This window comes from Lentzea sp. NPDC005914, from assembly GCF_040629405.1.
Taxonomy (GTDB): domain Bacteria; phylum Actinomycetota; class Actinomycetes; order Mycobacteriales; family Pseudonocardiaceae; genus Lentzea.
Window position 1 is genome coordinate 34,962 of the sequence record NZ_JBEXVQ010000043.1, and the last position, 21,661, is coordinate 56,622.

Annotated in this window: 20 protein-coding genes and 1 pseudogene; 7 read left to right on the forward strand and 14 right to left on the reverse strand. The window is 69.5% G+C overall.

The window, feature by feature from the left end; genetic code table 11:
• Window positions 1–59: 59 nt before the first annotated feature.
• Window positions 60–1,034 carry an adenosine deaminase gene (gene add / locus ABZ345_RS40230; protein ID WP_359860217.1) on the forward strand — a complete coding sequence of 325 codons (975 nt, stop codon included), beginning with the start codon at window positions 60–62 and terminating at the stop codon, window positions 1,032–1,034.
• On the opposite strand, the gene ABZ345_RS40235 is transcribed toward add, so the two are convergent.
• The 3 genes from ABZ345_RS40235 to ABZ345_RS40245 form a co-directional block, all read right to left on the reverse strand.
• Entirely contained in the window at window positions 1,001–1,327 is a 327-nt protein-coding gene (locus ABZ345_RS40235; RefSeq protein ID WP_359860218.1) for a hypothetical protein, read from the reverse strand. The two genes, add and ABZ345_RS40235, sit on opposite strands and share 34 nt — an antisense overlap.
• The gene (locus tag ABZ345_RS40240; protein ID WP_359860219.1) at window positions 1,327–1,872 is read right to left on the reverse strand and encodes a DUF4240 domain-containing protein; all 546 of its coding nucleotides are present in this window, start codon (window positions 1,870–1,872) and stop codon (window positions 1,327–1,329) included. The genes ABZ345_RS40235 and ABZ345_RS40240 overlap by 1 nt, the downstream gene beginning before the upstream one ends.
• A 119-nt stretch (window positions 1,873–1,991) precedes the next feature.
• Window positions 1,992–2,573, reverse strand: a complete 582-nt coding sequence (locus tag ABZ345_RS40245; protein ID WP_359860220.1) for a DUF4240 domain-containing protein — start codon at window positions 2,571–2,573, stop codon at window positions 1,992–1,994.
• A 224-nt stretch (window positions 2,574–2,797) separates the two neighbouring features.
• Between ABZ345_RS40245 and hrpA the strand changes: the two genes are divergently transcribed.
• From hrpA to ABZ345_RS40260, 3 genes are read left to right on the forward strand one after another with little or no spacing between them, the layout of a single operon-like run.
• Window positions 2,798–6,664: an ATP-dependent RNA helicase HrpA gene (gene hrpA, locus ABZ345_RS40250; RefSeq protein WP_359860221.1), complete on the forward strand. Its 3,867-nt coding sequence runs from the start codon at window positions 2,798–2,800 to the stop codon at window positions 6,662–6,664.
• Window positions 6,665–6,682: 18 nt separating this feature from the next.
• On the forward strand, window positions 6,683–7,219 hold the full coding sequence (locus ABZ345_RS40255; RefSeq protein ID WP_359860222.1) for a hypothetical protein: 537 nt from the start codon (window positions 6,683–6,685) through the stop codon (window positions 7,217–7,219).
• A 29-nt stretch (window positions 7,220–7,248) separates the two neighbouring features.
• Window positions 7,249–7,803 carry a hypothetical protein gene (locus ABZ345_RS40260; protein WP_359860223.1) on the forward strand — a complete coding sequence of 185 codons (555 nt, stop codon included), beginning with the start codon at window positions 7,249–7,251 and terminating at the stop codon, window positions 7,801–7,803.
• Here the strand turns inward: ABZ345_RS40260 and ABZ345_RS40265 are convergent.
• Window positions 7,777–8,154, reverse strand: coding sequence for a helix-turn-helix domain-containing protein (locus ABZ345_RS40265; protein WP_359860224.1), 378 nt, complete (start codon window positions 8,152–8,154; stop codon window positions 7,777–7,779). The genes ABZ345_RS40260 and ABZ345_RS40265 overlap by 27 nt on opposite strands.
• Here ABZ345_RS40265 and ABZ345_RS40270 point away from each other — a divergent pair.
• Window positions 8,149–8,490, forward strand: a complete 342-nt coding sequence (locus ABZ345_RS40270) for a nuclear transport factor 2 family protein (protein WP_359860225.1) — start codon at window positions 8,149–8,151, stop codon at window positions 8,488–8,490. The two genes, ABZ345_RS40265 and ABZ345_RS40270, sit on opposite strands and share 6 nt — an antisense overlap.
• Here ABZ345_RS40270 and ABZ345_RS40275 read toward each other — a convergent pair.
• Genes ABZ345_RS40275 through ABZ345_RS40285 form a run of 3 tightly spaced genes read right to left on the reverse strand, consistent with a single transcriptional unit; the run spans window position 8,487 to window position 11,276 of the window.
• Complete coding sequence (locus tag ABZ345_RS40275) at window positions 8,487–9,254, reverse strand: ATP-binding cassette domain-containing protein (protein WP_359860226.1); 768 nt, start codon at window positions 9,252–9,254, stop codon at window positions 8,487–8,489. The two genes, ABZ345_RS40270 and ABZ345_RS40275, sit on opposite strands and share 4 nt — an antisense overlap.
• Window positions 9,251–10,252, reverse strand: coding sequence for an ABC transporter permease (locus tag ABZ345_RS40280; protein WP_359860227.1), 1,002 nt, complete (start codon window positions 10,250–10,252; stop codon window positions 9,251–9,253). The genes ABZ345_RS40275 and ABZ345_RS40280 overlap by 4 nt, the downstream gene beginning before the upstream one ends.
• A 4-nt stretch (window positions 10,253–10,256) precedes the next feature.
• The gene (locus ABZ345_RS40285; RefSeq protein WP_359860228.1) at window positions 10,257–11,276 is read right to left on the reverse strand and encodes a sugar ABC transporter substrate-binding protein; all 1,020 of its coding nucleotides are present in this window, start codon (window positions 11,274–11,276) and stop codon (window positions 10,257–10,259) included.
• A gap of 157 nt (window positions 11,277–11,433) precedes the next feature.
• On the opposite strand from ABZ345_RS40285, the gene ABZ345_RS40290 reads away from it, so the two are divergent.
• Window positions 11,434–12,471, forward strand: coding sequence for a LacI family DNA-binding transcriptional regulator (locus ABZ345_RS40290; RefSeq protein WP_359860229.1), 1,038 nt, complete (start codon window positions 11,434–11,436; stop codon window positions 12,469–12,471).
• Window position 12,472: 1 nt separating this feature from the next.
• Here the strand turns inward: ABZ345_RS40290 and ABZ345_RS40295 are convergent, their stop codons facing one another.
• From ABZ345_RS40295 to ABZ345_RS40305, 3 genes are read right to left on the reverse strand one after another with little or no spacing between them, the layout of a single operon-like run.
• Window positions 12,473–13,240 (reverse strand): alpha/beta fold hydrolase, encoded by a 768-nt coding sequence (locus ABZ345_RS40295; protein ID WP_359860230.1) that lies wholly within the window; start codon window positions 13,238–13,240, stop codon window positions 12,473–12,475.
• Between the two features lie 9 nt (window positions 13,241–13,249).
• Complete coding sequence (locus ABZ345_RS40300; protein WP_359860231.1) at window positions 13,250–13,660, reverse strand: hypothetical protein; 411 nt, start codon at window positions 13,658–13,660, stop codon at window positions 13,250–13,252.
• Window positions 13,661–13,683: 23 nt separating this feature from the next.
• On the reverse strand, window positions 13,684–15,036 hold the full coding sequence (locus ABZ345_RS40305; protein ID WP_359860232.1) for an MFS transporter: 1,353 nt from the start codon (window positions 15,034–15,036) through the stop codon (window positions 13,684–13,686).
• 115 nt (window positions 15,037–15,151) lie between these two features.
• Between ABZ345_RS40305 and ABZ345_RS40310 the strand changes: the two genes are divergently transcribed.
• On the forward strand, window positions 15,152–16,114 hold the full coding sequence (locus tag ABZ345_RS40310) for a helix-turn-helix transcriptional regulator (RefSeq protein WP_359860233.1): 963 nt from the start codon (window positions 15,152–15,154) through the stop codon (window positions 16,112–16,114).
• Window positions 16,115–16,202: 88 nt separating this feature from the next.
• Here the strand turns inward: ABZ345_RS40310 and ABZ345_RS40315 are convergent.
• From ABZ345_RS40315 to ABZ345_RS40330, 4 genes and pseudogenes are all read right to left on the reverse strand, one after another.
• A pseudogene (locus ABZ345_RS40315) lies at window positions 16,203–17,741 on the reverse strand (glycoside hydrolase family 9 protein); the annotation flags it as partial.
• A 45-nt stretch (window positions 17,742–17,786) separates the two neighbouring features.
• Entirely contained in the window at window positions 17,787–18,539 is a 753-nt protein-coding gene (locus tag ABZ345_RS40320) for a dienelactone hydrolase family protein (RefSeq protein ID WP_359860234.1), read from the reverse strand.
• A 22-nt stretch (window positions 18,540–18,561) separates the two neighbouring features.
• A complete protein-coding gene (locus ABZ345_RS40325) occupies window positions 18,562–19,530 on the reverse strand; it encodes a protein phosphatase 2C domain-containing protein (RefSeq protein ID WP_359860235.1) in 969 nt (322 codons plus the stop codon).
• A complete protein-coding gene (locus ABZ345_RS40330) occupies window positions 19,530–21,659 on the reverse strand; it encodes a tetratricopeptide repeat protein (protein WP_359860236.1) in 2,130 nt (709 codons plus the stop codon). The genes ABZ345_RS40325 and ABZ345_RS40330 overlap by 1 nt, the downstream gene beginning before the upstream one ends.
• Window positions 21,660–21,661 lie beyond the last annotated feature (2 nt).

Here is a 21,661-nt window from a genome sequence, read left to right on the forward strand (position 1 = left end):
TCGGTGGCGGGGCGAAAATGCCGGGCGGTGGGCGGACGGGCTGGGTAACGTCGCCCGGCATGCGTGATCTTGCCGCGTTGCCCAAGGCCCACCTGCACGTGCACCTGGAGAGCACGGTGCGCGCGGACACCCTGGAGGAGCTCGCGGACCGTTACGGCGTTGAGGTGGCGGGCCAGGTCGGGGCGTTCGGGGATTTTGGGCAGTTCGCGGCGCACAACGGTGCGGTGCGGGACTGCCTGCGGCGGGCCGAGGACTTCAGCCGGATCGCGTACGAGTTCTGCGCCGAGGAAGCAGCGCAGGGGACTCGGTACGCCGAGGTCACGTTCACCGCGGCTGCGCACGGGGAACGGCTTCGGGATCCGGACATGCCGCTCGAGGCGGTGTTGGCCGGGCTCGCCGCAGGACAGGCCGCCCACGGCATCGAATGCCGTGTGATCGTGGACCACCCTCGCAAGCGGTCGGTGGCGAGGTTCGAGGAGTCGCTTCGGCTCGCGGTGGCGCACCCACAGGTCGTGGCGATCGGGATGGCCGGGGCGGAGGGTTATCCGCTGGCGCCGTTCGCCGCTGTGTTTCGTGCCGCGCGTGAGGCAGGGGTCGGGCTCGTGCACCACGCCGGGGAGTGTTGTGGGGCGTCGAGCGTCGCCGAAGCTGTGACCGTCGGGCTCGCTGACCGGATCGGGCACGGGTTCCGGGCGCTCGAGGACCCGGAGGTCGTCAGGCTGCTCGAAGACCGCGCCGTTCCGTTGGAGGTGTGTCCGTCGTCCAACGTCGTGCTGGGACTGGTCGAGTCCGTCTCCTCTCATCCGGTTACACGGTTGATCGAGGCCGGGCTGGTCGTCACGCTCAGCACCGACATCCCCTCGGCGACCGGCACCTCGCTGACCGGCGAGTACCAGTTGCTGCGCGACGAGCTCGGGTTCGACGACGACACGATCGCGTGGATCGCGACCAACGCCGTCGACGCCTCCTTCGCGCCACAGGGCACGAAGGACTTGCTGCGTCAGGACATCGCCACCTGGCGCGCCGGCTCGTAACACACCAGGCCGTGCCGCGACGCCAGTAACGCCACCAGGTCCAGCACCTGCCGCTGGCCCGGCCACACCACGTGCACGATCACCGCGTCCGTGCCCACCGTCAGCGCCTCGGACCACGACACGGGCGAGGCCGGGTCGGGCGAGGTCTGGCGTAACTCGCGCACGAACGCCGCCACCGCGCGGTCGAACGCGCCCAGCGGCGAGGACCGCAGCTCGGCGTAGCGGGCCGCCGCCTCCGCCGAGGACGCCGGGCCCGGAGCCCGCCACACGACCACATCAACCGGCACGTCCATCACGCCACCTTCCCGAACAACGCACCCAGCCGCGGAACCCGCGCCGAGATCTCCGCCGGATCCGCGAAGTCCCACCGCTGCCCCGCCGGCTCCGGCGACACCAGCACACGCGAGTCCACAACGGACTCCAGATCACCGTCGAACGCCTCGGCTGCCACGTAGTCGAGGCCCTCCCACGCCGGCCAGTCGTCATCAGCCCACGCGTGCACGCCACCACGCGACGCCAGATACCGGACGTGCGGAAGATCAGCCAACGAGTCCGGCGAGGAGGCGACCGCCTCGAACACCGCACGGCCCTGACCGACCAGCCACGCCTGGAAGTAGAAGAACCCGTCGTCCGAGCACAGCCCGCCGCAGATCACGTCGGCCGCCTGCCAGTGCGCCCACGTGTCCACCCGGCGCCGCACCTCGTCCAGGCGCAGCGCGAACTCCACTGCCTCTTCCGCGGAAGACAGAGCGGCGACGAGCCACTCCAGCCGCCGGTCCTGACCGGAGGTCTCGGCAGCGGACCTCTCGACCAGGACCCAGAACTCGTTCAGGTCCATGTCGAGCACGCTAGCGAGGGGGTCTGACAATTTTCGGAGGCCTGCCATCGTGCCTGGTCAGACCGCTGCCGTAACGAGGTGCGCAACGCCGGTGCGACGACCACCAGCGTCCACCCGCGTCATGCCGCCTCCTCCAGCCCGGCCGACAGCTCCCACAGCCGCGGCAGACGCACCGCGGCCTCCAGCGGCGAGTCCAGATCCCACACCGGACCCGTGAACGGGCCCGCCTCCACCACTCGCACACACCCCAGCACCCTCAGCGCGTTCTCCAGCGAACGCCCCGTCGAGGTGAAGAACGCGTCGTGCGCCACCCGGCCCAAGCCGTCCCACAACGGCCACGCGCTGTCCGGCCACGAGTCCGCGCCCACCGCCAGCAGCGTCCGCACCGCCGGCACGTCCGCCAGCGCGTCCGGGCACGCCGCGACCTCGCGCAGCACCGACCGGCCCAGCCCCACCAGCCACGACTGGAACGAGAAGAATTGCCCGGCAGAACACATCCCGTCGCACAACACATAAGCCGCGTGCCAGTGCGAGAACGTGTTTACACGACCACGTGACGCACTTAACAACGTCTCGAAGCCCAGAATGTCGGAAGGCGGCAGCAACGCCAGCTGCGAGGTGAGCCACAGGCGACGTTCGTGCTGTTCAGAGGTCACGGCAGAGGAGCGTTCGAGAAGTCCCCAGAAGACATCGAGGTCCATACCCGCAACGCTATCGGAGGGGTCTGACAATTTTCGGAGACCGCCGATCGGAGCATCACCGGACCGGGCACGGCGCATTCCCGACAACGCCCGCGAAATGCGCGAACAGCCTGGAGAACACCGGTGCGGCCAGGCGCCGCCACGACCCCGGCCAGGCTCGCTGCCACGGCCCGGGCGGTTATTGGCGCGAACGATTCGCGGCGGCTGACTATCCTTGAGCGCAAATGGACACCCAGCTCGCTGAACTGCACCAACGCCTCCCCGAGCTCATGCCGCGTGATCAACGCCGGCTCGCCAGGCGCCTCGACGGCGTACGCAGGGTCAAGGACCCGCTCGCCCGCAAGAAGATCACCGAGGAGATCGCCGCCCTGATCGACGAGGCGGCGCTCAAGGTCGCGCTGCGCCGGGAGTCCGTCCCCAAGATCACCTACCCGCAAGAGCTGCCGGTCAGCCAGCGCAAGGACGACATCAAAGAGCTGATCGCGAACAACCAGGTCGTGATCGTCGCCGGCGAGACCGGGTCCGGCAAAACCACCCAGCTGCCCAAGATCTGCCTCGAACTGGGCCGCGGCGTCATCGGCCAGATCGGCCACACCCAGCCCCGCAGGATCGCCGCCCGCACCGTCGCCGAACGCGTCGCCGAAGAGCTCGGCACCAAGCTCGGCGACACCATCGGCTACAAGGTCCGCTTCACCGACCAGTCCGGCGACGACACGCTGGTCAAGCTCATGACCGACGGCATCCTGCTCGCCGAGATCCAGACCGACCGGACCCTGAGCCGCTACGACACGATCATCATCGACGAGGCCCACGAACGCAGCCTCAACGTCGACTTCCTGCTCGGCTACCTCAAACAGCTCCTGCCGCAACGACCAGACCTCAAGATCGTGATCACGAGTGCCACGATCGACCCGCAACGCTTCAGCGCCCACTTCGGCGACGCACCGGTCATCGAGGTCTCCGGCCGCACCTACCCCGTCGAGACCCGCTACCGGCCGCTCGACGAGGAGGACGACCAGACCCAGGGCATCATCAACGCCGTCCACGAACTGCAGGCCGAAGGCCCCGGCGACGTCCTGGTGTTCCTCAGCGGCGAACGCGAGATCCGCGACACCGCCGACGCCCTCAAAGCCGAAGACCTCACCAACACCGAGATCCTCCCGCTCTACGCACGCCTGTCCGTCGGCGAGCAGCACCGCGTGTTCCAACGGCACACAGGCAGAAGGATCGTGCTCGCGACCAACGTCGCCGAGACCAGCCTCACCGTGCCGGGCATCAAGTACGTCATCGACCCCGGCAACGCCCGCATCTCCCGCTACAGCCACCGCCTCAAGGTTCAGCGCCTCCCGATCGAACCGATCAGCCAGGCCAGCGCCAACCAGCGCAAGGGCCGCTGCGGCCGCGTCAGCGAAGGCATCTGCATCCGCCTGTACTCCGAAGAGGACTTCGAGGCCCGGCCCGAGTTCACCGACGCGGAGATCCTGCGCACCAACCTCGCCAGCGTCATCCTGCAGATGACCAACATCGGCCTCGGCGACATCGCCCGGTTCCCGTTCATCGACCCGCCCGACAGCCGCAACATCAACGACGGCATCGGCCTGCTGCAGGAACTCGGCGCCATCAACGCCGCCGAGAAGAAGCTCACCCCGACCGGCCGCAAACTCGCCGCGCTGCCCGTCGACCCGCGCCTGGGCCGCATGGTGCTCGAAGCCGACACCACCGGCTGCCTCAAAGAAGTCATGATCATCGCCGCGGCGCTGTCCATCCAGGACCCCCGCGAACGCCCCGCCGACCAGCAGGAAGCCGCCACCCAGCAGCACGCGAGGTTCGTCGACAAGGAATCCGACTTCATCACGTTCCTCAACCTCTGGGAGTACCTCAAAGAGCAGCAGCGCGAGCTGAGCGGCAACCAGTTCCGCAAACGCTGCAAGGCCGAGTTCCTCAACTACCTGCGCGTGCGCGAGTGGCAGGACATCTACCTGCAGCTGCGCCAGGTCGCCAAGCAGATCGGCATGCACCTCAACGACCAGCCCGGCGAGCCGCGCAACATCCACATCGCCCTGCTGTCCGGTCTGCTCAGCCACATCGGCGTCCAGGACATCCTCAAAAAGCAGGCGCCCGGCGAAAAACGGCGGCCGATGACCGAGTTCCTCGGCGCCCGCAACGCCAAGTTCGCGATCTTCCCCGGCTCCGCGCTCGCGAAGAAACCACCGCAGTGGGTGATGGCCGCCGAACTGGTGGAGACCAGCCGCCTGTGGGGCCGCATCGTCGCCAAGATCGAACCCGAATGGGCCGAACGCCTCGGCGAGCACGTGATCAAACGCCAGTACTCCGAACCGCACTGGGAAACCAAACGCGGATCGGTCGTGGCGCTGGAGAAGGTGACGCTCTACGGCGTGCCGATCGTCGCCGGCCGCAAGGTCAACTACGGCCGCATCGACCCCGAACTCAGCCGTGAGCTGTTCATCCGCCACGCGCTCGTGCAGGGGGAGTGGACCACGCACCACCGCTTCTTCCACACCAACCGCGCCCTGCTCGAAGAAGTCGAGGAGCTCGAGAACCGCGCCCGCCGCCGCGACATCGTCGTCGACGAGGAGACGCTGTTCGAGTTCTACGACCAGCGCGTCGCCCCCGAGGTCGTCTCCGCCCGCCACTTCGACTCGTGGTGGAAGAAGCAGAAGGACAAGAACCAGCTCACCTTCACCAAGGACATGCTGGTCAACGACCGCGCCGACGTCAGCCCCGACGCCTACCCCGACCAGTGGCGCCAAGGCGAGCTCACCCTTCCGCTGAGCTACCACTTCGAACCTGGCACCAAGAACGACGGCATCACCGTCCAGCTCCCGCTGCCCGCCCTCACCACGCTGGACGACGACGCGTTCTCCTGGCAGATCCCCGGCCTGCGCCACGAGCTCGTCGTCGCGCTCATCCGGTCACTGCCCAAGCAGATCCGCCGCAACTTCGTCCCCGTGCCCGACGTCGCCACCGCCGTGCTGGCCCGCGTCACACCCGAGGAAACCGGCCTGCTCAACGGCATCGAACGCGAGCTCAAAGCACTCACCGGCGTCACCGTGCACCGCGAGGACTGGCAGTTCGACGCCGTCCCCGACCACCTCAAGCTCACCTTCCAGGTCGTCGACGACCAGAACCGCACCCTCGCCGAAGGCAAGGACATCGCGGCACTGAAGGAGAAACTGCGCGACGAGGTCCGCGAGTCGCTCAGCCAGGCCGCCGGCCACCTCGAACGCACCGGCCTCACGACCTGGGACTTCGACAGCCTCCCCAAGACCATCGAACAACGGCAGTCCGGCATCACCGTCACCGCCTACCCGTCGCTGGTCGACCAGAGCTCCGCCGTCGCGATCAAGGTCCTCGACACCCCCGGACGCCAGGCCCACGCCCACCGGCGCGGCGTGCGCAGGCTCCTGCTGATGGGCATCAACTCGCCCGTCAAACACCTGCAACGCCACCTCGACAACGCCGCCAAGCTCGCCCTGACCCGCAACCCGCACGGCGGCGTCGCGGCACTGCTGGCCGACTGCATCACCGCCGCCGTCGACCGGCTCATGGGCGAGCCGGCGTGGGACGCCAAGGCCTACGCCGCGCAGCTGAAGAAGGTCCAGGCCGCCCTGAACGACACCACCTGGGTCGTCGTCCAGGAAGTCCGCAAGGTCCTCGAAGCAGCCCACGACGCCGAGCTGAAACTGTCCGGGCTCAAGGGCGCCCCTGACTCGGCCGCCGACATCCGCGCGCACCTCAACTCGCTGGTGTACAAGGGATTCGTCACCAACACCGGCTACGACCGGCTGCCCGACCTCGTGCGGTACCTCAAGGGCATCGCCCGGCGCATCGAGAAGCTGCCCGAGAACCCGCGCCGCGACCTCGACTGGACAGCCAAGGTGCACGAGGTCCACGCCGAATACCGGGAACTGCGCGCGCAGACCCCGGCCGACGAACCCGCGCCCGAGCTCGACGAGATCCGCTGGATGATCGAGGAACTGCGCCTGTCCTACTTCGCCCAGACCATCGGAACCCGCTACACCGTCAGCGACAAACGCATTTACAAAGCACTGGACGCCGTGCCCTTGTAACCGGGGCTACCGTGGAGCATGAACTTCCCGGGGGATTCCACGTGGCTGATCTCGTGCAACGACGCCGGCAACTTCGCCCTGTTCGTGCGGGACGCGCTCGGCATCAGCACGCCGACAGCGGACTCGATTCCGCGCCTGACCCCACCGGTGCCGCGGCTGACCGATGCGCTGATACCGCCCGAGCTCATCGACGACTGGGACCGGTGGTGGCGTGACTGCACCTTGACGGGATTCGGCCGTGAGCCGGTCGGCCTTCCGGTCGAGCTGCGCGAGGCCTACACGCGGTGGGACGGCTCCCTGAAACCCGGGAGCTACCACGGGCGGGACGCGTCCAGGGCCTTCTCGGTGTCGTTGCACGAACTGGTCACCGAGCTCGAACAGGAGTTGGGCCGCAGACCGCTGTTCAAGCTCGACGTGATCCAGATCCCCGTCGAAGGACAGTTCTGGCGCCGACTGGCCCGCGACAAGGTGCTCGTCTCCGAGGAACTGATGGCCTCCCGCAACGTCATCGCCCCACTCGAGACGGTGCTCCGCGACCTCGCCGCGCCCTACTAGAAGCCGCTACCTTCCCTGGGGGAATCCACATGCATCTCAGCCACGGCAAGCACAGATGGATGGTGTCGAGCGGACCCGGCGACACCTTCGCCCTCTACGTCCGCGACGCGCTCGGCGTCAGCACCCCCACCGCCGACGCCATCCCACCCCTGACGCCGCCAGTGCCGCGCCTGCACGACGTCACGCTGCCGGAGACCTTCGGGCCCGAGTGGGACCGGTGGTGGGCGCAGTCCCTCGTCACCGGCGGCGCCCAGCACGTGCCCGGCCGCTGGCCCGCCGGCCTGCCGGAAGAGCTGGTCGACGCCCACGAACACTGGGAACCCGACCGGCGCTCAGCCGAGCTCACCTTGCAACGCGACGACGCCAGAGCCGCCTTCTCCGAAGTGCTCCACGAGATCGTCGGCCAGCTCACCGAGGAACTCGGCCACCCACCCGTGTTCGACCTCGACGTCATCGAGATCCCCGTCGACGGCCAATTCTGGCGCCGTCTCGGCACGAACAAGGTGCTCGTCTCCGAGCAGCTCAAGAGCTCCCGCAACGTCCTCGCGCCACTGGAGTCAGTGCTCCGAGACCTCGCCCAATAGCGCCTCACCCGTGCGATACAGCTCCACCAGCAACCGCCGCAGCAACAACCCCTTCGCGGTCACCGCGTACGTCGTGCGCACTGGGAAGCCGGGGGAGCGCGAACACGACACCAAACCGTGCGCCACCAACGAGTCCAGCCGCTCCGTCAGCACCTTCGCGCTCAACGTCGGCAGCCCGGCGCGCAACGACGAGAACGACTGCGGCCCGTGCATCAGGTTGCGCAGCACCAGCGTCGCCCACCGGCCGCTGATCGCGGACAGGGCCACCTCCACCGGGCAGTCCGCGGCCGGCCGGTCCCAGGTCACCGTTTGGTGACCCACTTCCGCGAAGGCGACGCTGTCGTCATGCATCCCGTCAGTGTGGCCCACGAGTTCGCCGCCGCCTTCAACTCCCAGAACGCGGACGCCGTCGACGCCGTCTACGAACCCGGCGGCCTGTTCGTCCCGCACCCCGGCCAGACCGTCACCGCAGCCGCACGCCGCCAAGCCAACCAGCGGTTCCTCGACCTCGGACTGCCGATCGACCTGACGCCCAGGCACGTCTACGAACACGACGGCATCGCCCTGCTCATCGTCGACTGGACCATCGGAGACGTGACAGGCACCGCCACCGACGTCGCGCGCAAAGGCAGCGACGGCCGGTGGCGGTACGTGATCGACAACCCCTTCGGCACGAGCGCGGGCTAGGCCGCGGGCGGCTCCATCGCCCCGGTCATGATCGCCACCGCGTCCGACATCGACACCGACTTCGGGTCGACCACGGCCTTGCGGCGACCCAGGCGCTGGATGTGGATGCGGTCGGCCACCTCGAACACGTGCGGCATGTTGTGGCTGATCAGGATCACCGGCAGGCCCCGCTCCCGCACCTGCAGGATCAGGTCCAGCACCGCACGCGACTCCCGCACACCCAGCGCCGCGGTCGGCTCGTCCATGATCACCACCCGGCTGCCGAACGCCGCCGCGCGCGCCACCGCCACGGCCTGACGCTGGCCACCGGACAGGGTCTCCACGGCCTGGCCGGGGTTCTGGATCGTCATGATCCCCAGCGCGTCGAGCTGACGGCGCGCCTCCTCCCGCATGCCGGCCCGGTCGAGCATCCGGAACACCGACCCCAGCACACCGGGCCGGCGGCGTTCGCGGCCCAGGAACAGGTTCGCCGCGATGTCGAGCGACGGCGACACGGCCAGCGACTGGTGCACCGTCTCGATGCCCGCCCGCCGCGCGTCCAGCGGCGTCGAGAACGACACCTCCTCGCCGTCGACGAAGATCGAGCCCTCGTCCGGCAGCACCGCCCCGGACAAGGCCTTGATCAGCGACGACTTGCCGGCGCCGTTGTCGCCGATCACCGCGAGGATCTCGCCGGGCAGCAGCTCGATGTCCGAGCCCGCCAGCGCTGTCACCCTCCCGTACCGCTTGACCAGGCCACGGGCCTGCAGCACCGGCGTGGTCATGCCTTCACCTTCCTGATCCACTGGTCCAGCGACACCGCGACGATGATCAGCACACCCACCGCCATCGTCTGCCACAGCACGTCGACCCCGGCCAACGCCAGGCCGTTGCGGAACACCCCGACGATCAAGGCACCCAGCAACGAGCCCACCACCGCGCCACGGCCACCGAACAACGACGTCCCGCCGATCACCACCGCCGTGATCGAGTCCAGGTTGTCGGTCTGCCCGGCCTGCGGCGACGCCGACGCGATCCGGCCGATCAACGTCCACGCCGCCACCGCGTAGATCAGCCCCGCCGTCGCGTACACCGACAGCAGGACCCGCGCCGTCCGGATACCCGACAGGCGCGACGCCTCGAGGTCGTCACCGGTGGAGTAGACGTGCCGGCCCCACGCGGTGTTCTTCAAAATGAACGCCATCGCGGCCACCAGCAGCACCAGCATGATCGAGCCGTAGGTGATCCGAGTGCCGCCCACGGTGAACGTCTGCCCGGTGAACAGCAGCAACGACGGCATGTCCGTGCCACGGATCGTCGCGCTGTGCGAGTACCAGAGGTTCAACGCGAAGAACACGTTCAGCGTCCCCAGCGTCACGATGAACGGCGGCAGCTTCAACCGGGTCACCAGCAACCCGTTGAGCAGCCCGCACACCGTGCCCACCAAGAACCCCAGCAACAACGAGAGCACGCCGGGCAGCCCGGTCTCCGACGCCACCTTCGCCATCACGATCGACGTCAGCACCATGATCGCCCCGCACGACAGGTCGATGCCCGCCGTCAGGATCACGATCGTCTGCCCCACGGCCAGCGTCCCGACGACCGCGACCTGCTGCAGGATCAGCGAGATGTTGCCGGGCGTGAGGAACCGCTCCGACAGCAGCGCGAACACGACCACCGACACCAGCAGCACCACCGCGGGCCCGATCGTGGCCTGCGCGTGCAGCAGGTGCTGGACCCGTGTCAGCAGGGAGCGGTCCCGCTCCTCCACGACAGCCGTCATGGTCTCAGCCCCAGCAGTTCTGCAGGCCGAACGCCGAGTCCTTCGACTCCACGCCCTGCGCCGGCTGGTCGGTGATCAACGTGACGCCCGTGTCGGTGTTGGAGGGCTTCGTGCCGTCCTTGGCGAACTTCGTGACCGCTTCCACGCCCAGCTGCGCCATCTTCAACGGGTACTGCTGCGAGGTCGCCCCGATCACCCCGGCCTTCACGTTCTGCACGCCGGGACAGCCGCCGTCGACCGACACGATCACGACGTCCTTCTCCTTGCCCGCCGCCTTCAACGCCTCGTACGCGCCGGCCGCCGCGGGCTCGTTGATCGTGTAGACCAGGTTGACCCCGGGGTCCTTCTGCAGCAGGTTCTCCATCGCCGTGCGGCCACCGGACGGGTCACCGTTGGTCACGTCGTGGCCCACGATCCGCGGGTCGGACTCGTCACCGATGCGGGCCTTGTCCTTCACCTCGACGCCGAAACCCTCCAGGAAACCCTGGTCGCGCTGCACGTCCACCGACACCTGGTTCGGGTTGAGGTCCAGCAGCGCGATCTTGGCCTGCTTGCCGGACTTCGCGAACGTCGCCTTCGCCCACTGCCCGATCAGCAGCCCCGCCTTGTAGTTGTCCGTCGCGAACGTCGCATCGGCCGCGGACGCCGGTTCCAGCTGCGTGTCCAGCGCGATCACCAGCAGACCCGCCGCCCGCGCCTTGTCCACCGACGGCACGATCGCCTTCGAGTCCGACGGCGTGATCAGAATGCCCTTCGCACCCGAGGCGATCAGGTTCTCGATCGCGTCGACCTGCGTCTGGTTGTCGCCGTCCTGCTTGCCCGCGAACGACTGCACCGTCGCACCCGAGGACGAGGCCGCCTGCTGCGCGCCCTCCTTCATCTTCACGAAGAACGGGTTCGTGTCCGTCTTCGTGACCAGGCCGACGAGCGTGCCACCGCCCGACGTGCCGCCACCGTTCCCGCACGCCGCCGCGGCCAGCGTCAGCACCGCCACCGCCGTCAGCCCGAACGCTCTGCGCGACATGACTCCTCCTACGTCAACGTTGACGTAACCGAGCGGACAAAGAGTGGGCGCGGTTACGTGCGAAGTGGGGATTCCATTACGTCATCGTTGACGCTAGCTTTCCGAGAGAAGACGCCACAACCGGCCGTTACGCAAGCGTTACTCGAGGTGGGTGGACATGGATCAAGCTGGCGAAAGACGCGAACCCACGATGCGCGACGTCGCGGCACTGGCGAAGGTCAGCACCAAGACCGTCTCCCGCGTCATCAACGACCTGCCCGGCGCCGGCCCCGAAGTGGTCGAACGCGTCCGCGCCGCCGCCCGCAGCCTCGGCTACCGGCCCAACCTCACCGCCAGCAGCCTGCGCCGCTCCGACCGCCGCAGCGCCACCATCGGCGTGCTGTTCGAAGACCTGTCCAACCCGTTCGACTCCGCCCTGCTGCGCGCCGTCGAGGACCGTGCCCGCCACAACGGCGTCCTCGTGCTCGCCGGCAGCAGTGAGGACGACCGCACCCTGCAGGGCGAACTGCTCGTGTCGCTGTCAGCGCGCCGAGTCGACGGCGTCGTCGTCATGGCCGCCGGTGGCCACCAGGACGCGCTGCAGCAGGAACGCGAACGCGGCACCCCGATGGTGCTCGTCGACCGCCCACCCACCTTCGGCGGCACCGACTGCGTCACCACCACCAACCGCGAGAGCTCCCGCGAAGCCGTCCTGCAACTGGCCTCCCTGGGCCACCGCGACATCGCGTTCCTCGGCGACCGCCGCACGCTGTGGACCAGCCAGGAGCGCTACACCGGCTACCTCGAAGGCCTCGCCCAGGCCGGGCTCACCCTGCGCGAGGAGCTCGTGCGCACCGACCTGCACGGCGCCGACCTCGCCGAAACCGCCGCGACCGAGCTGCTCGACCTCGACCGGCCGCCGTCCGCGCTGTTCACCGCGCAGAACCTCGTCACCGTCGGCGCCATGCGCGTGCTGCGCGCCCGCGACCAGCAGCACCTCATCGCGCTCATCGGCTTCGACGACTTCCCGCTCGCCGACATGCTCGAACCCGGCATCACCGTCGTGCGCCAGGACGTCCCGGGCCTGGGCCGCAAAGCCGCCGAGCTCATCTTCGCCCGCATCGACGGCGACACCTCACCACCCGTGCACGCCGTCGTCCCCGCCGCCCTCGTGCGCCGCGGCTCCGGCGAGATCGCCCCGTCAGCGCCCAGGTAGGTCAGCGCACGGAGAGCACCGCGTCGAGCACCTGCGGACCGGACAGCAGCACCTCGTCGTTGTGGTCGGCACCCGCGACCTCGACCAGCCGGGCCCGTGCCGCCGTCGCCACCTCACGGCTCTGCGCGGGCGGCACCACGGAGTCCGCGGTCCCCAGCACCACCACCGTCGGAACGTCCACAGCGGACACCCGCTCCACCACGGGATACTTGTCCCGCAACAACATCTTCACCGGCAGCCACGGGTAGTGGTACGACCCGGCGGCGGCCAGCGACGCGAACGGCGAGCGCAGCACGAGTCCCCGCGGTGGGCGGAAGGTCGCCAGTTCGACGGCCACCGCGGCGCCCAGCGACTCGCCGAAGTAGATCACCGGGCCGTCGACCAGGTCCAGCGCCGCCCGCGCGTCGTAGGTCAGGCCCTCCTCGGAAGGCTCACCGGGGTTGCCGCCGTAACCGCGGTAGTCGAACAACAACACCGACAACCCGCGATCGGTCAGCTCACGGGCCAGCGGCACCCGCCCCAGCCGGTTACCGCCGTTGCCCGGGAACACGATCACCGTCGCCGGCGCCTCGGGCACCTCGAAGTGCCAGCCGTCCAGCATCAGGCCGTCCGCCGTCACCAGCCGCACGTCGCGGCCACCGGGCAGCACCTCCTCCGCGGACGGCAGCGGACCGGGGGAGGGGAAGTAGACCAGCTTGCGCTGAAAGGCGAAGACCACGGCGACGATGGTGACAACCACCGCCGCCGCGATCAACACCGCCCTGCGCATCAGCTCATTTCAGCAGCGCTTGTCCGTGTTCGCGAAGAACGCGTACTCGGGGTTGTCCACCAGGTGCCCCTGCGCCTGCGTGCACACCGACACCGTGTCGGTGCCCTTCGACCACACCTCGCGGTCACGGTTCGAGCCCTTCACGTGCCCTGTCGAACCAGGAGCCAGGATCGTCGCCGTGACGTAGTAGTTGTTGCCCTTGTTGTGGTACGAGTCCCACACGTACACATACGCCCAGTTCTTGCCGCACCCCTTGAACTGCTTCACCGACGCCACCGGGCCACCGCCCTCGTCGATGTAGGCGGTACGGCCGATCTGCGTCACCGGACCACAGCCGGGCGCAGACTCGGCGTGCGCGATCCCGGACGACAGCCCGGTCAGAGCCAATGCGGCCACCGCCGCGACAGAAACGAATCTCACGCCGCTACCGTGCCCCGCTGCAGTTAGCCGGCGGTAAATCGGCGGGGGAGCAACACCGAGATCGCCGCGGCACTGACCAGCATCACCACCGCGACCCCCAGCGCGAGCCGCACCCCGTCCACGAACTCGCCCGCCCCCGCGGCCACCGCCCCGAACACCGCCACCGCGAGCGCGCTACCGGTCTGCCGGAACGAGTTCAGCACCCCGGCCGCCATCCCCGCCCGATCCGCGGCGATGTGTCCCATCAGGACAGCGGTCAGCGACGGCACCGCGCACCCCAGCCCGAACCCGACCGGCACGAGCAGCACCGCGATCAGCGGCCGCGGCGTGCCCTCGTCCACCCCCCACAGCAGCGCGAGCATCGCCGTCGCGCAGATCAGCTGGCCCGCGGCGATCGGCAGCCGCGGCCCGAACCTGGCCGCCACCCGCGCCGACACCAGGTTGGCCACCGCGACCACCGCCGTCATCGGCAGGAACATCAACCCCGCCGCCATCGGCGACAGGCCCAGCACGTCGTGGAAGAACAGGCTCAGCACGAACACCAGCCCGTAGAACGCCGCGTTCAGCGCGAACCCGATCGCCACCGACACCGTCACCGTCCGGGAACGGAACAGGCTCAGCGGCACCATCGGCGCCGCCACCCGCGACTCGACCAGCACGAACGCCACCGCCGCCAGCACGGCCACACCGAACGCCAGCGGCTGCCCGCCCTCGATCACCCCGAACGTCAACGCCACCAGCGCCACCAGCGCCGTGACCTGACCCAGTGGATCGAGCGGCCGCATCAGACGCGGCGACTGCGGCATGCGGGACAGCACCACCAGTGTCGCGATGCCGATCGGCACGTTCACGAAGAAGATCGCCCGCCAGCCCACTGTGCCCGCCAGCACCCCGCCCACCACCGGCCCCGCGGCGATCGCCAGAGCCCCGCCGACCGTCCACAACGCGATCGCCCGCGCCCGCCGCGCAGCGTCCGGGAACGCCTGCCGCACCAGCGCCAGCGACGAGGGCAGCATGATCGCCGCCGCGCCACCCTGCAGCAACCGGGCCGCGATCAGCTCACCCAGCCCCGGCGCGAGCCCGCAGGCAGCCGAGGCGAAGGTGAACACAGCGGCACCGGCGCCGAACGCGCGGCTCGCACCGAACCGGTCCGACAGAGCGCCCGCAGACAGCAGCAGAGCGGCCAGCATCAGCACGTAGGCGTCCACGATCCACTGCAGCGCCGCCGTACTGCCGCCGAGCTCGCGGCCCACCCCCGGCAGCGCCACGTTCATCGCCATCGAGTCGAGATTGAGCAGGAAGATCCCCAGGAACGCCGTGGCCAGAACCAGCTTCGGCCTCGCCGGCGCCGTCCTGTCCATCACGAGAGTTGTCACGCGACCAAGGCTGGTGAGAAACGCGGGCGCCGGGCAGACCGCGTCTTCCGGGGTGTTGCAGAGGGGGTGTGACACGGCCAGGGAACTGCGGCCTCCCGCTGGCAGACTGAAAGCCATGACCGAGTTCGGCAGGTTCCTGCGAGCACGCCGCGGCGGCATCAGCCCCGCCGACGTCGGGCTGCCCGCCAGAACCGGCCCGCGCCGCACCCCAGGCCTGCGCCGCGAAGAGGTCGCGGCACTGGCCGGAGTGAGCATCGACTACTACGTGCGCCTCGAACGTGGCAAGGAAACCCGTCCCAGCCCGTCGGTCGTCGACGCACTGGCCGAAGCGCTGCGACTCAACTGCGAGGAACGGAACTTCCTGCGCGAACTGGCCGCCACCGCAGCCCGGCAGGCACCCGAACCCCGCGCGCTGCCCTCACGCCGCGTCCGCCCCACCACGCAGCTGGTGCTGGAGACGTTGCGGCCCAACCCCGCCTACGTCGTCAGCCGCACCAACGACCTGCTCGCCGCCAACCCCGGCGGACTGCGGCTGCTGCACGGCATCGAAGACTGGCCGGAGAGACAGCGCAACACGATCAGGTACACCTTTCTGCACCCCGCCGCCCGCGCGCTGTGGAAGGACTGGGACCGCAAGGCGCAGGACTGCGTCGCCCAGCTGCGCGCGGTCGCCGGCACCGACCCCGACGCCCCCGACCTGGCCGCGCTCGTCGGCGAGCTCATCGTCAAGAGCCCCGACTTCAACCAGCACTGGGAACGCTACGAGGTCCGCACCATCGGCAACGGCGAGAAGACCGTGTGCCACCCCGAGGTCGGCACCATGACGCTGTCGCACGAGGCGATGACCCTGAACCGATCCCAGGGCCAGCGCCTCGTCGTCTACCTCACCACGCCCGGCACACCCGACCACGACGCGATGACACTGCTGGATCTGCTGGCTAGCCCGCGGCCACCGCGTACAGGAACCACGTCGAGTGCGGGATCCACTGCTCAAGCCACCGCCAGTCCGTGTTCGGACCCGACGACGCCACCCCCGGATCCCACTCGATCCCCCGGCCGTCCGCCGCACGCCCGGTGATCCCGTTGACGATCCCGCCCGCCGCCCGGATCCACCGCCACGACCCGACGGCCGAGCCGTCCGGGTACTCCAGGTAGATCGGCGACGTGCGCCCGCTGCCCTCCAGCATGCTCACGTCGAACGGGTTGCAGCCCACGATCCAGTTCAGCTGGTCCGCCGCGTACGCCCGCAGCTTCGCGCCGAACGCCGCGTCGAACCTCGGCGCCGCCAGCCGTGCCGCCGCCGCCAGTGAGGCCAGGCGCGCGTTCTCGCCCTGCCACCACGTGCCTGCCGCGTCGTGCGGGAAGAAGAACCCGTCGAACCGCTCACCCGCCGCCGTCTGCACCACCTGCCGCGCGTAGCCGAACGGGTTCGGCACCGCGCCCGTGATCGACAGCTCGAACTCCAGCGACTTGCGCACCGCCGCCAGCACGCCATCACCCGCGATCGACGAGTACGCCAGCAGCGCGACGACCGGCATGCCCGCGTCCGACGGGTGGAAGTACGGCCGATCCTTGTCATCAGCCCGGAAATGGCCCCTCGGCAAGATCCGGGCGACCAACGCGGCCGCGCGCTTGTCCGCCTCCGCCCGGTACTCGGGCTTCTGCGTTGCCTTGACCAACTCGACGGCCGCGAGCAGGACGTTGTAGTCGTCCTGGATGTTCTCTTTACCGTCGTTGGTCAACCGCACGTTGTTGACCTGCAAGAACGCGAACGCCGCCTCGGCCGCCGCGAGATACTTCGATCGCGGGAAGTCACCGTCGACCGTGCCCCGCGCCGCCCGTGCCAGCGCCGCGATCGCGACACCACACCCCTCGCGGTAGTTCAACGGACCCTTGCGCAGGAACCGCTTCGACGGGTCGATGCCGATGTCGTCCTCCTGCGGCTGGCGCACCGAGCCGTAGAACGACCCGCCCGGCATCTGCACCCGCACCAGGTAGTCCGCCCCGTACACCGCCTCGTCGTGCAGCAACTCCCGCAGATGCCGGAAGTCCGGGTTGTTGCGCCGCGTCAGCTCGTCGTAGGACGCCCACAGCACGTACGCGGTCAACGGCAGCTGCAGCGTGTTGCAGAACGAGTACTTCGACAGCTGCGTGAAGTGCTTCGACCAGTCCGCCGCCGCGTCGTACCACCCGCCGTGCGCGTCCACCCGGACAGATGGATCGGGCTCGTAGGGCAGCGAGCGGTCGACCCGGTCGTACTCGCCGAACGACCGCGAGTCCTTGAAGAACCGCACCACGTGCGGCAGCGTCCGCCGCTCCAGCACCAGCGGCTCGATCACGAACGGCCGCGACACCCCACCCTCGGTCGACAGCACGAATTCACCAGAACGTGTGAAATTCGAGAAGTCGACGACGGAGTAGAACGACGGCACCGCCGGGAACTGGTTCGCCTTCCAGTCCGCCACCGGCCCCACCACACGAGCCGTACCGCGATGCACCACCTTGCCCGTGCCCTGCTCGACCAACTCGAACCGGTGCGGGCCCGGCGTCGTGCAGCCGATCACCGCCCGTTTCGGCCCGGTCGCCTCGTACCCGACGTTGTTCGTCAGCACCCACGTCAGACCGCCCGGAGCAGCCGAAGCCGTGCCCGCCGCGGCTAGCGCGCCCGCCGTTCCCAGCAGGAACGAACGCCTTGCTGTGCCCATCCCGTACGCCTCCAAAGCATTACGGAGGGCGGCGGCGTGATCACCCTACGGCGTGAGCGTCCGTGAGAACAGGTCCAACAGCGCGGTCCAGTGGCGTTGGGTGGCGTCGGCGCTGTACATCGCGGTGTCGGCCTGCGTGTAGCCGTGGTGCGCACCCTCGTACACCTCGCACTGATGCGTGACGCCAGCAGCAGTGAGCGCCTTCTCCAGGCGCTCGATCTGCTCGGCGGGCATCGAGGAGTCCTGGTCGGCGTGCGCGAAGTACAGCTCGGCCGTGATGCGGTCAGCCAGCAGGTGCGGGCTGTCGTCGGCCTCGGAGGCCAGTTGGGCACCGTGGAAACCCGCCGCCGCGGCGACCCGGTCCGGGTAGGTGCCCGCGGTGCGCAGCGCCAGTCCGGCGCCCATGCAGTAGCCGGTGACGCCCACCGGTCCGTCCGCGGTCAGCGGCGAGTCGGCCAGAAACTGCAGGTAGGACTTGGCGTCGCGCATCAGCGCGTCCGGCGTCAACGACCGCAGCATCGGCATGATCTTCTCGAACAGCTCCGGCCGCGCCCTCGGGTCGATGAAGTCGGGCAGCTCGATCACCGGAGCCGGGCCGATCCGGTAGAAGACGTTGGGCACCAGCACGACGTACCCGGCCGCGGCGAGGCGGTCGGCCATCGAGCGCAGATGCGGGCGCAGACCGAACGCGTCCATGTAGAACAGCACAGCGGGGAACGGGCCGTCGCCGTCGGGATGTGCGAGGTAGGCGTCCGCGGTGCCGTCCTCGGTGGTCACGTCCACGGTCGTGCCAGGCATGTGGTTCCTCTCGAGAATCCGGTTACTTCGCCGGCGCGAACGGCACCAGCACGACGGTGATGTTGTCGTGGCCGCCCGCGTCGAGAGCGACCTTCACGAACTCTTCCGGCCCGCACGGCAGCAGCGGCTGCAGGTCCTCGGGCTCGGGCCGGTAGTTGTGCAGCCCGTCCGAGCACAGCAGGAACACCCCGGGCCCGGTCGGCTGCAGCGTCACGACCTGCGGCTCCACCCGGCCGGCGTCCGCGCCGATCCACCGCGACAGCACGTGCGCGCGACGGTCCGTGCGCGCCTGCTCCTCGGTCAGCACGCCCTCCAGCACGAGCTGAGCGGCCCACGTGTCGTCGGTCGTGAGCTGCTTGGAGCCCTCGTCGGACAGCCAGTACGCGCGCGAGTCACCGACCCACCCGATCGTCACCGACGTCTCCGTGACCAGCGCGGACACGAACGTGCACGACGGCGCGACACCGCGGCCACCCGCCTCGAGCGGTTCGGCCTCCACGAGCTGCTCGACCGCGAAACAGGACGCGGCGACGGCGTCGATCATCGCCTGCTCCGGGTCCGCGGTGTCGATCAGCGCGTTGAGCAGCACGTCGACAGCGGCGTCGGCGGCGGCCTGAGAGGCCTGCTCAGCGCGTTCGGACGAGGCCACACCGTCGCAGACGACCGCGGCGACACCCTTGCCCGCGACGTGCCCGAACGCCATCGAGTCCTCGTTGCGCGCCCGCCGCTTGCCCCGGTCCGACACACCCGAGACCGCACCGAGCGTGTACTCGACCCGGTCACGCGCCGACGGCTGGTGACGGCCGCACTGGGTGCAGTAGTCCTCGTCATCGATGTCGGGCGAGCCGCACAGGATGCACGAAGCCTGCGCGGGACCGGTCGGCCCGCCCAGCGGCGTGCGGCGGACCAGCAGGTTGCGCCCGCACGCCTCGCAGAACCGGTCCTCCGGCGCGACGGGCGCGAAGCACTCCGGGCACTTCAGGGTGTCCATCAAACCAACGTCCTAGGCCTTACCGCGTTCGCGCGGTCCACCAATGCGATCCGTTCCTCCGGCGTGGCCGCGAACCGGGCAAGCGTGCGGTAGCGCGCCTCTAGACCCAGCCGAAGCTCGTGTTCGGAGAGTGCACAGTCCAGCACCCTGCCCTCGGCGGCCTGATTGCGGGTCACGTAGTCGTACGCCGCCTCCAGCACCTCCGCCGACAGCTGGGTGTGCGAATGGACGTCGATGTCCAAGGCGTGCAACCGTTCCCCGGCCGCGACGAGGTCCTCCGCGGCGCAGTCGCCGAGCTGCGCGCGCACCGCCGCGATCTGCGCCGGCAGATGTTGTGAAGAAGTGTCCGGAACGGACAGCAGCACGTCGACCGCTCGCTGCCGGTCCCCGCAGGCCAGCAGGACGCGCGCCAGTCCGAACGCCGCCGACACGTACGCGTGGTCCGTGCGCCACACGAGCTCGTACCAGCCCGCCGCCTGCTCCAGGTCACCGGTCGCCTCGAAGCACGCGCCCAGCGCCAGCTTCGGCGCCGCCTCACCCGGCACCGCCGAGCACACCGCGTCGAAGAACCCCAGCGCGTCCCCGGCCCGCTGGTCGGCCAGCGCGGCCAGGCCCCGGTACCAGTCGGGCCGCCAGTCCTCGGGGTCCAGTTCGGACTCGTCGAACATCGACGGCGCCGTCAACGCCTCCAGCTCCCGCAGAGCGGCCTTCGTGTCACCGGACTCGATCAGCACCCGAACGATCCGGAACCGCACCTCCACGGTCAGCTCCGGCGCCTTGCGCAGGCCCTCCGGATCCGACGTCGCCGCCGTCGCCAGCCAGGACGCGGCCGCGTCGGAGGTGCTCACACTCGGCGCGGGCAACGCCAGCGCCACCTCCGCCAGGTCCAGCGAGCCCTCGACGCCGAACCGGCGGCGTTCCGGCGTGAACTGCCGCGACGGGCCCGGCCGCTGCACTCCGTCCTCGATCGCCAGCACCTCGCGCAGCACGCCCGTGAGCTGGTCGGCCATGTCCTCGGCAGAGGAGAACCGCAGCTCGGGGTTCGGGTTCGTGGCGCGCAGCAGCAGCCGGTGGAACGACTCGAACCGGCCCAGCAGCGCTTCCTCGTCCACCGTCGGCAACCGGTCCTTGCACCGGCCGCGGAAGTCGAACGGAAAGCTCATCACCGCCAGCGCCCGGCCCACGGTGTAGATGTCGGAGAACACCGACGGCCCGATCGTGCCGATCTCCGGCGCCTGGTAGCCGATCGTGCCGTAGATGGGGGAGTGGTGGTCGTCGATGCGCCGCACCGCGCCCAGGTCGATCAGCTTGAGCTGCTCCTCGGTGTGGATCATGTTGTCCGGCTTGAAGTCGCAGTACAACAACCCCACACCGTGCAGGTAGCCGACCGCGGGCAGGATCTCCAGCACGTACGCGATGGCCTGCGCGAGCGGCAGCGCCTCGTCGCCGCGGCCCTCCTTGCGCCGGCGCGTGATCATGTCCTTGATCGACTCGCCGCCGACGTACTCCATGACGATGTACTCGACGAGCTTGCCGGTCTCGCGGTCCTCGTGCCGGATGAAGTTGTGGATCTTCACGATGTTCGGGTGCTCGACCTCCGCGAGGAACCGGCGCTCGGCCAGCGCCGCCGCCATCGCGTCGGCGTCACCGGAGTCGAGCAGGCCCTTGAGCACCACCCACCGGTCGCTCACCGCGTGGTCGAGCGCCAGGTAGAGCCAGCCCAGGCCGCCGTGCGCGAGACACCCCAGCACCTCGTACTGGTCGTGCAGCACCTCACCGGGCGCGAGCTTCGGCGTGAACGAGTACGCGTGCCCGCACTGCGGGCAGAACCCCTCCACCCGGCCCGGCTTGCCGTCCTTGCGCCGCCCGACCTTCTTGCCGCACTTCGAGCAGAACCGCTTGGCCTCCGGGACCTCCGGGTTCTCCAGCACCGCCGTCTTCGGATCCCGGTAGGGCACCCGCGGCACCTCGACCAGGCCCGCGCCCAGCCGGCCGCGGCTCATCGACCGCGCGCTGCCCCGGCGCGTGCGGCCCGAGTTCGAGCGGGAGGCCTCCTGCGACACCGACCAGGGCGCGGTCCCCGGTGAGGTCGCGGGCCCCGTGACAGGAAGATCCAGATCCTCGCTCATCT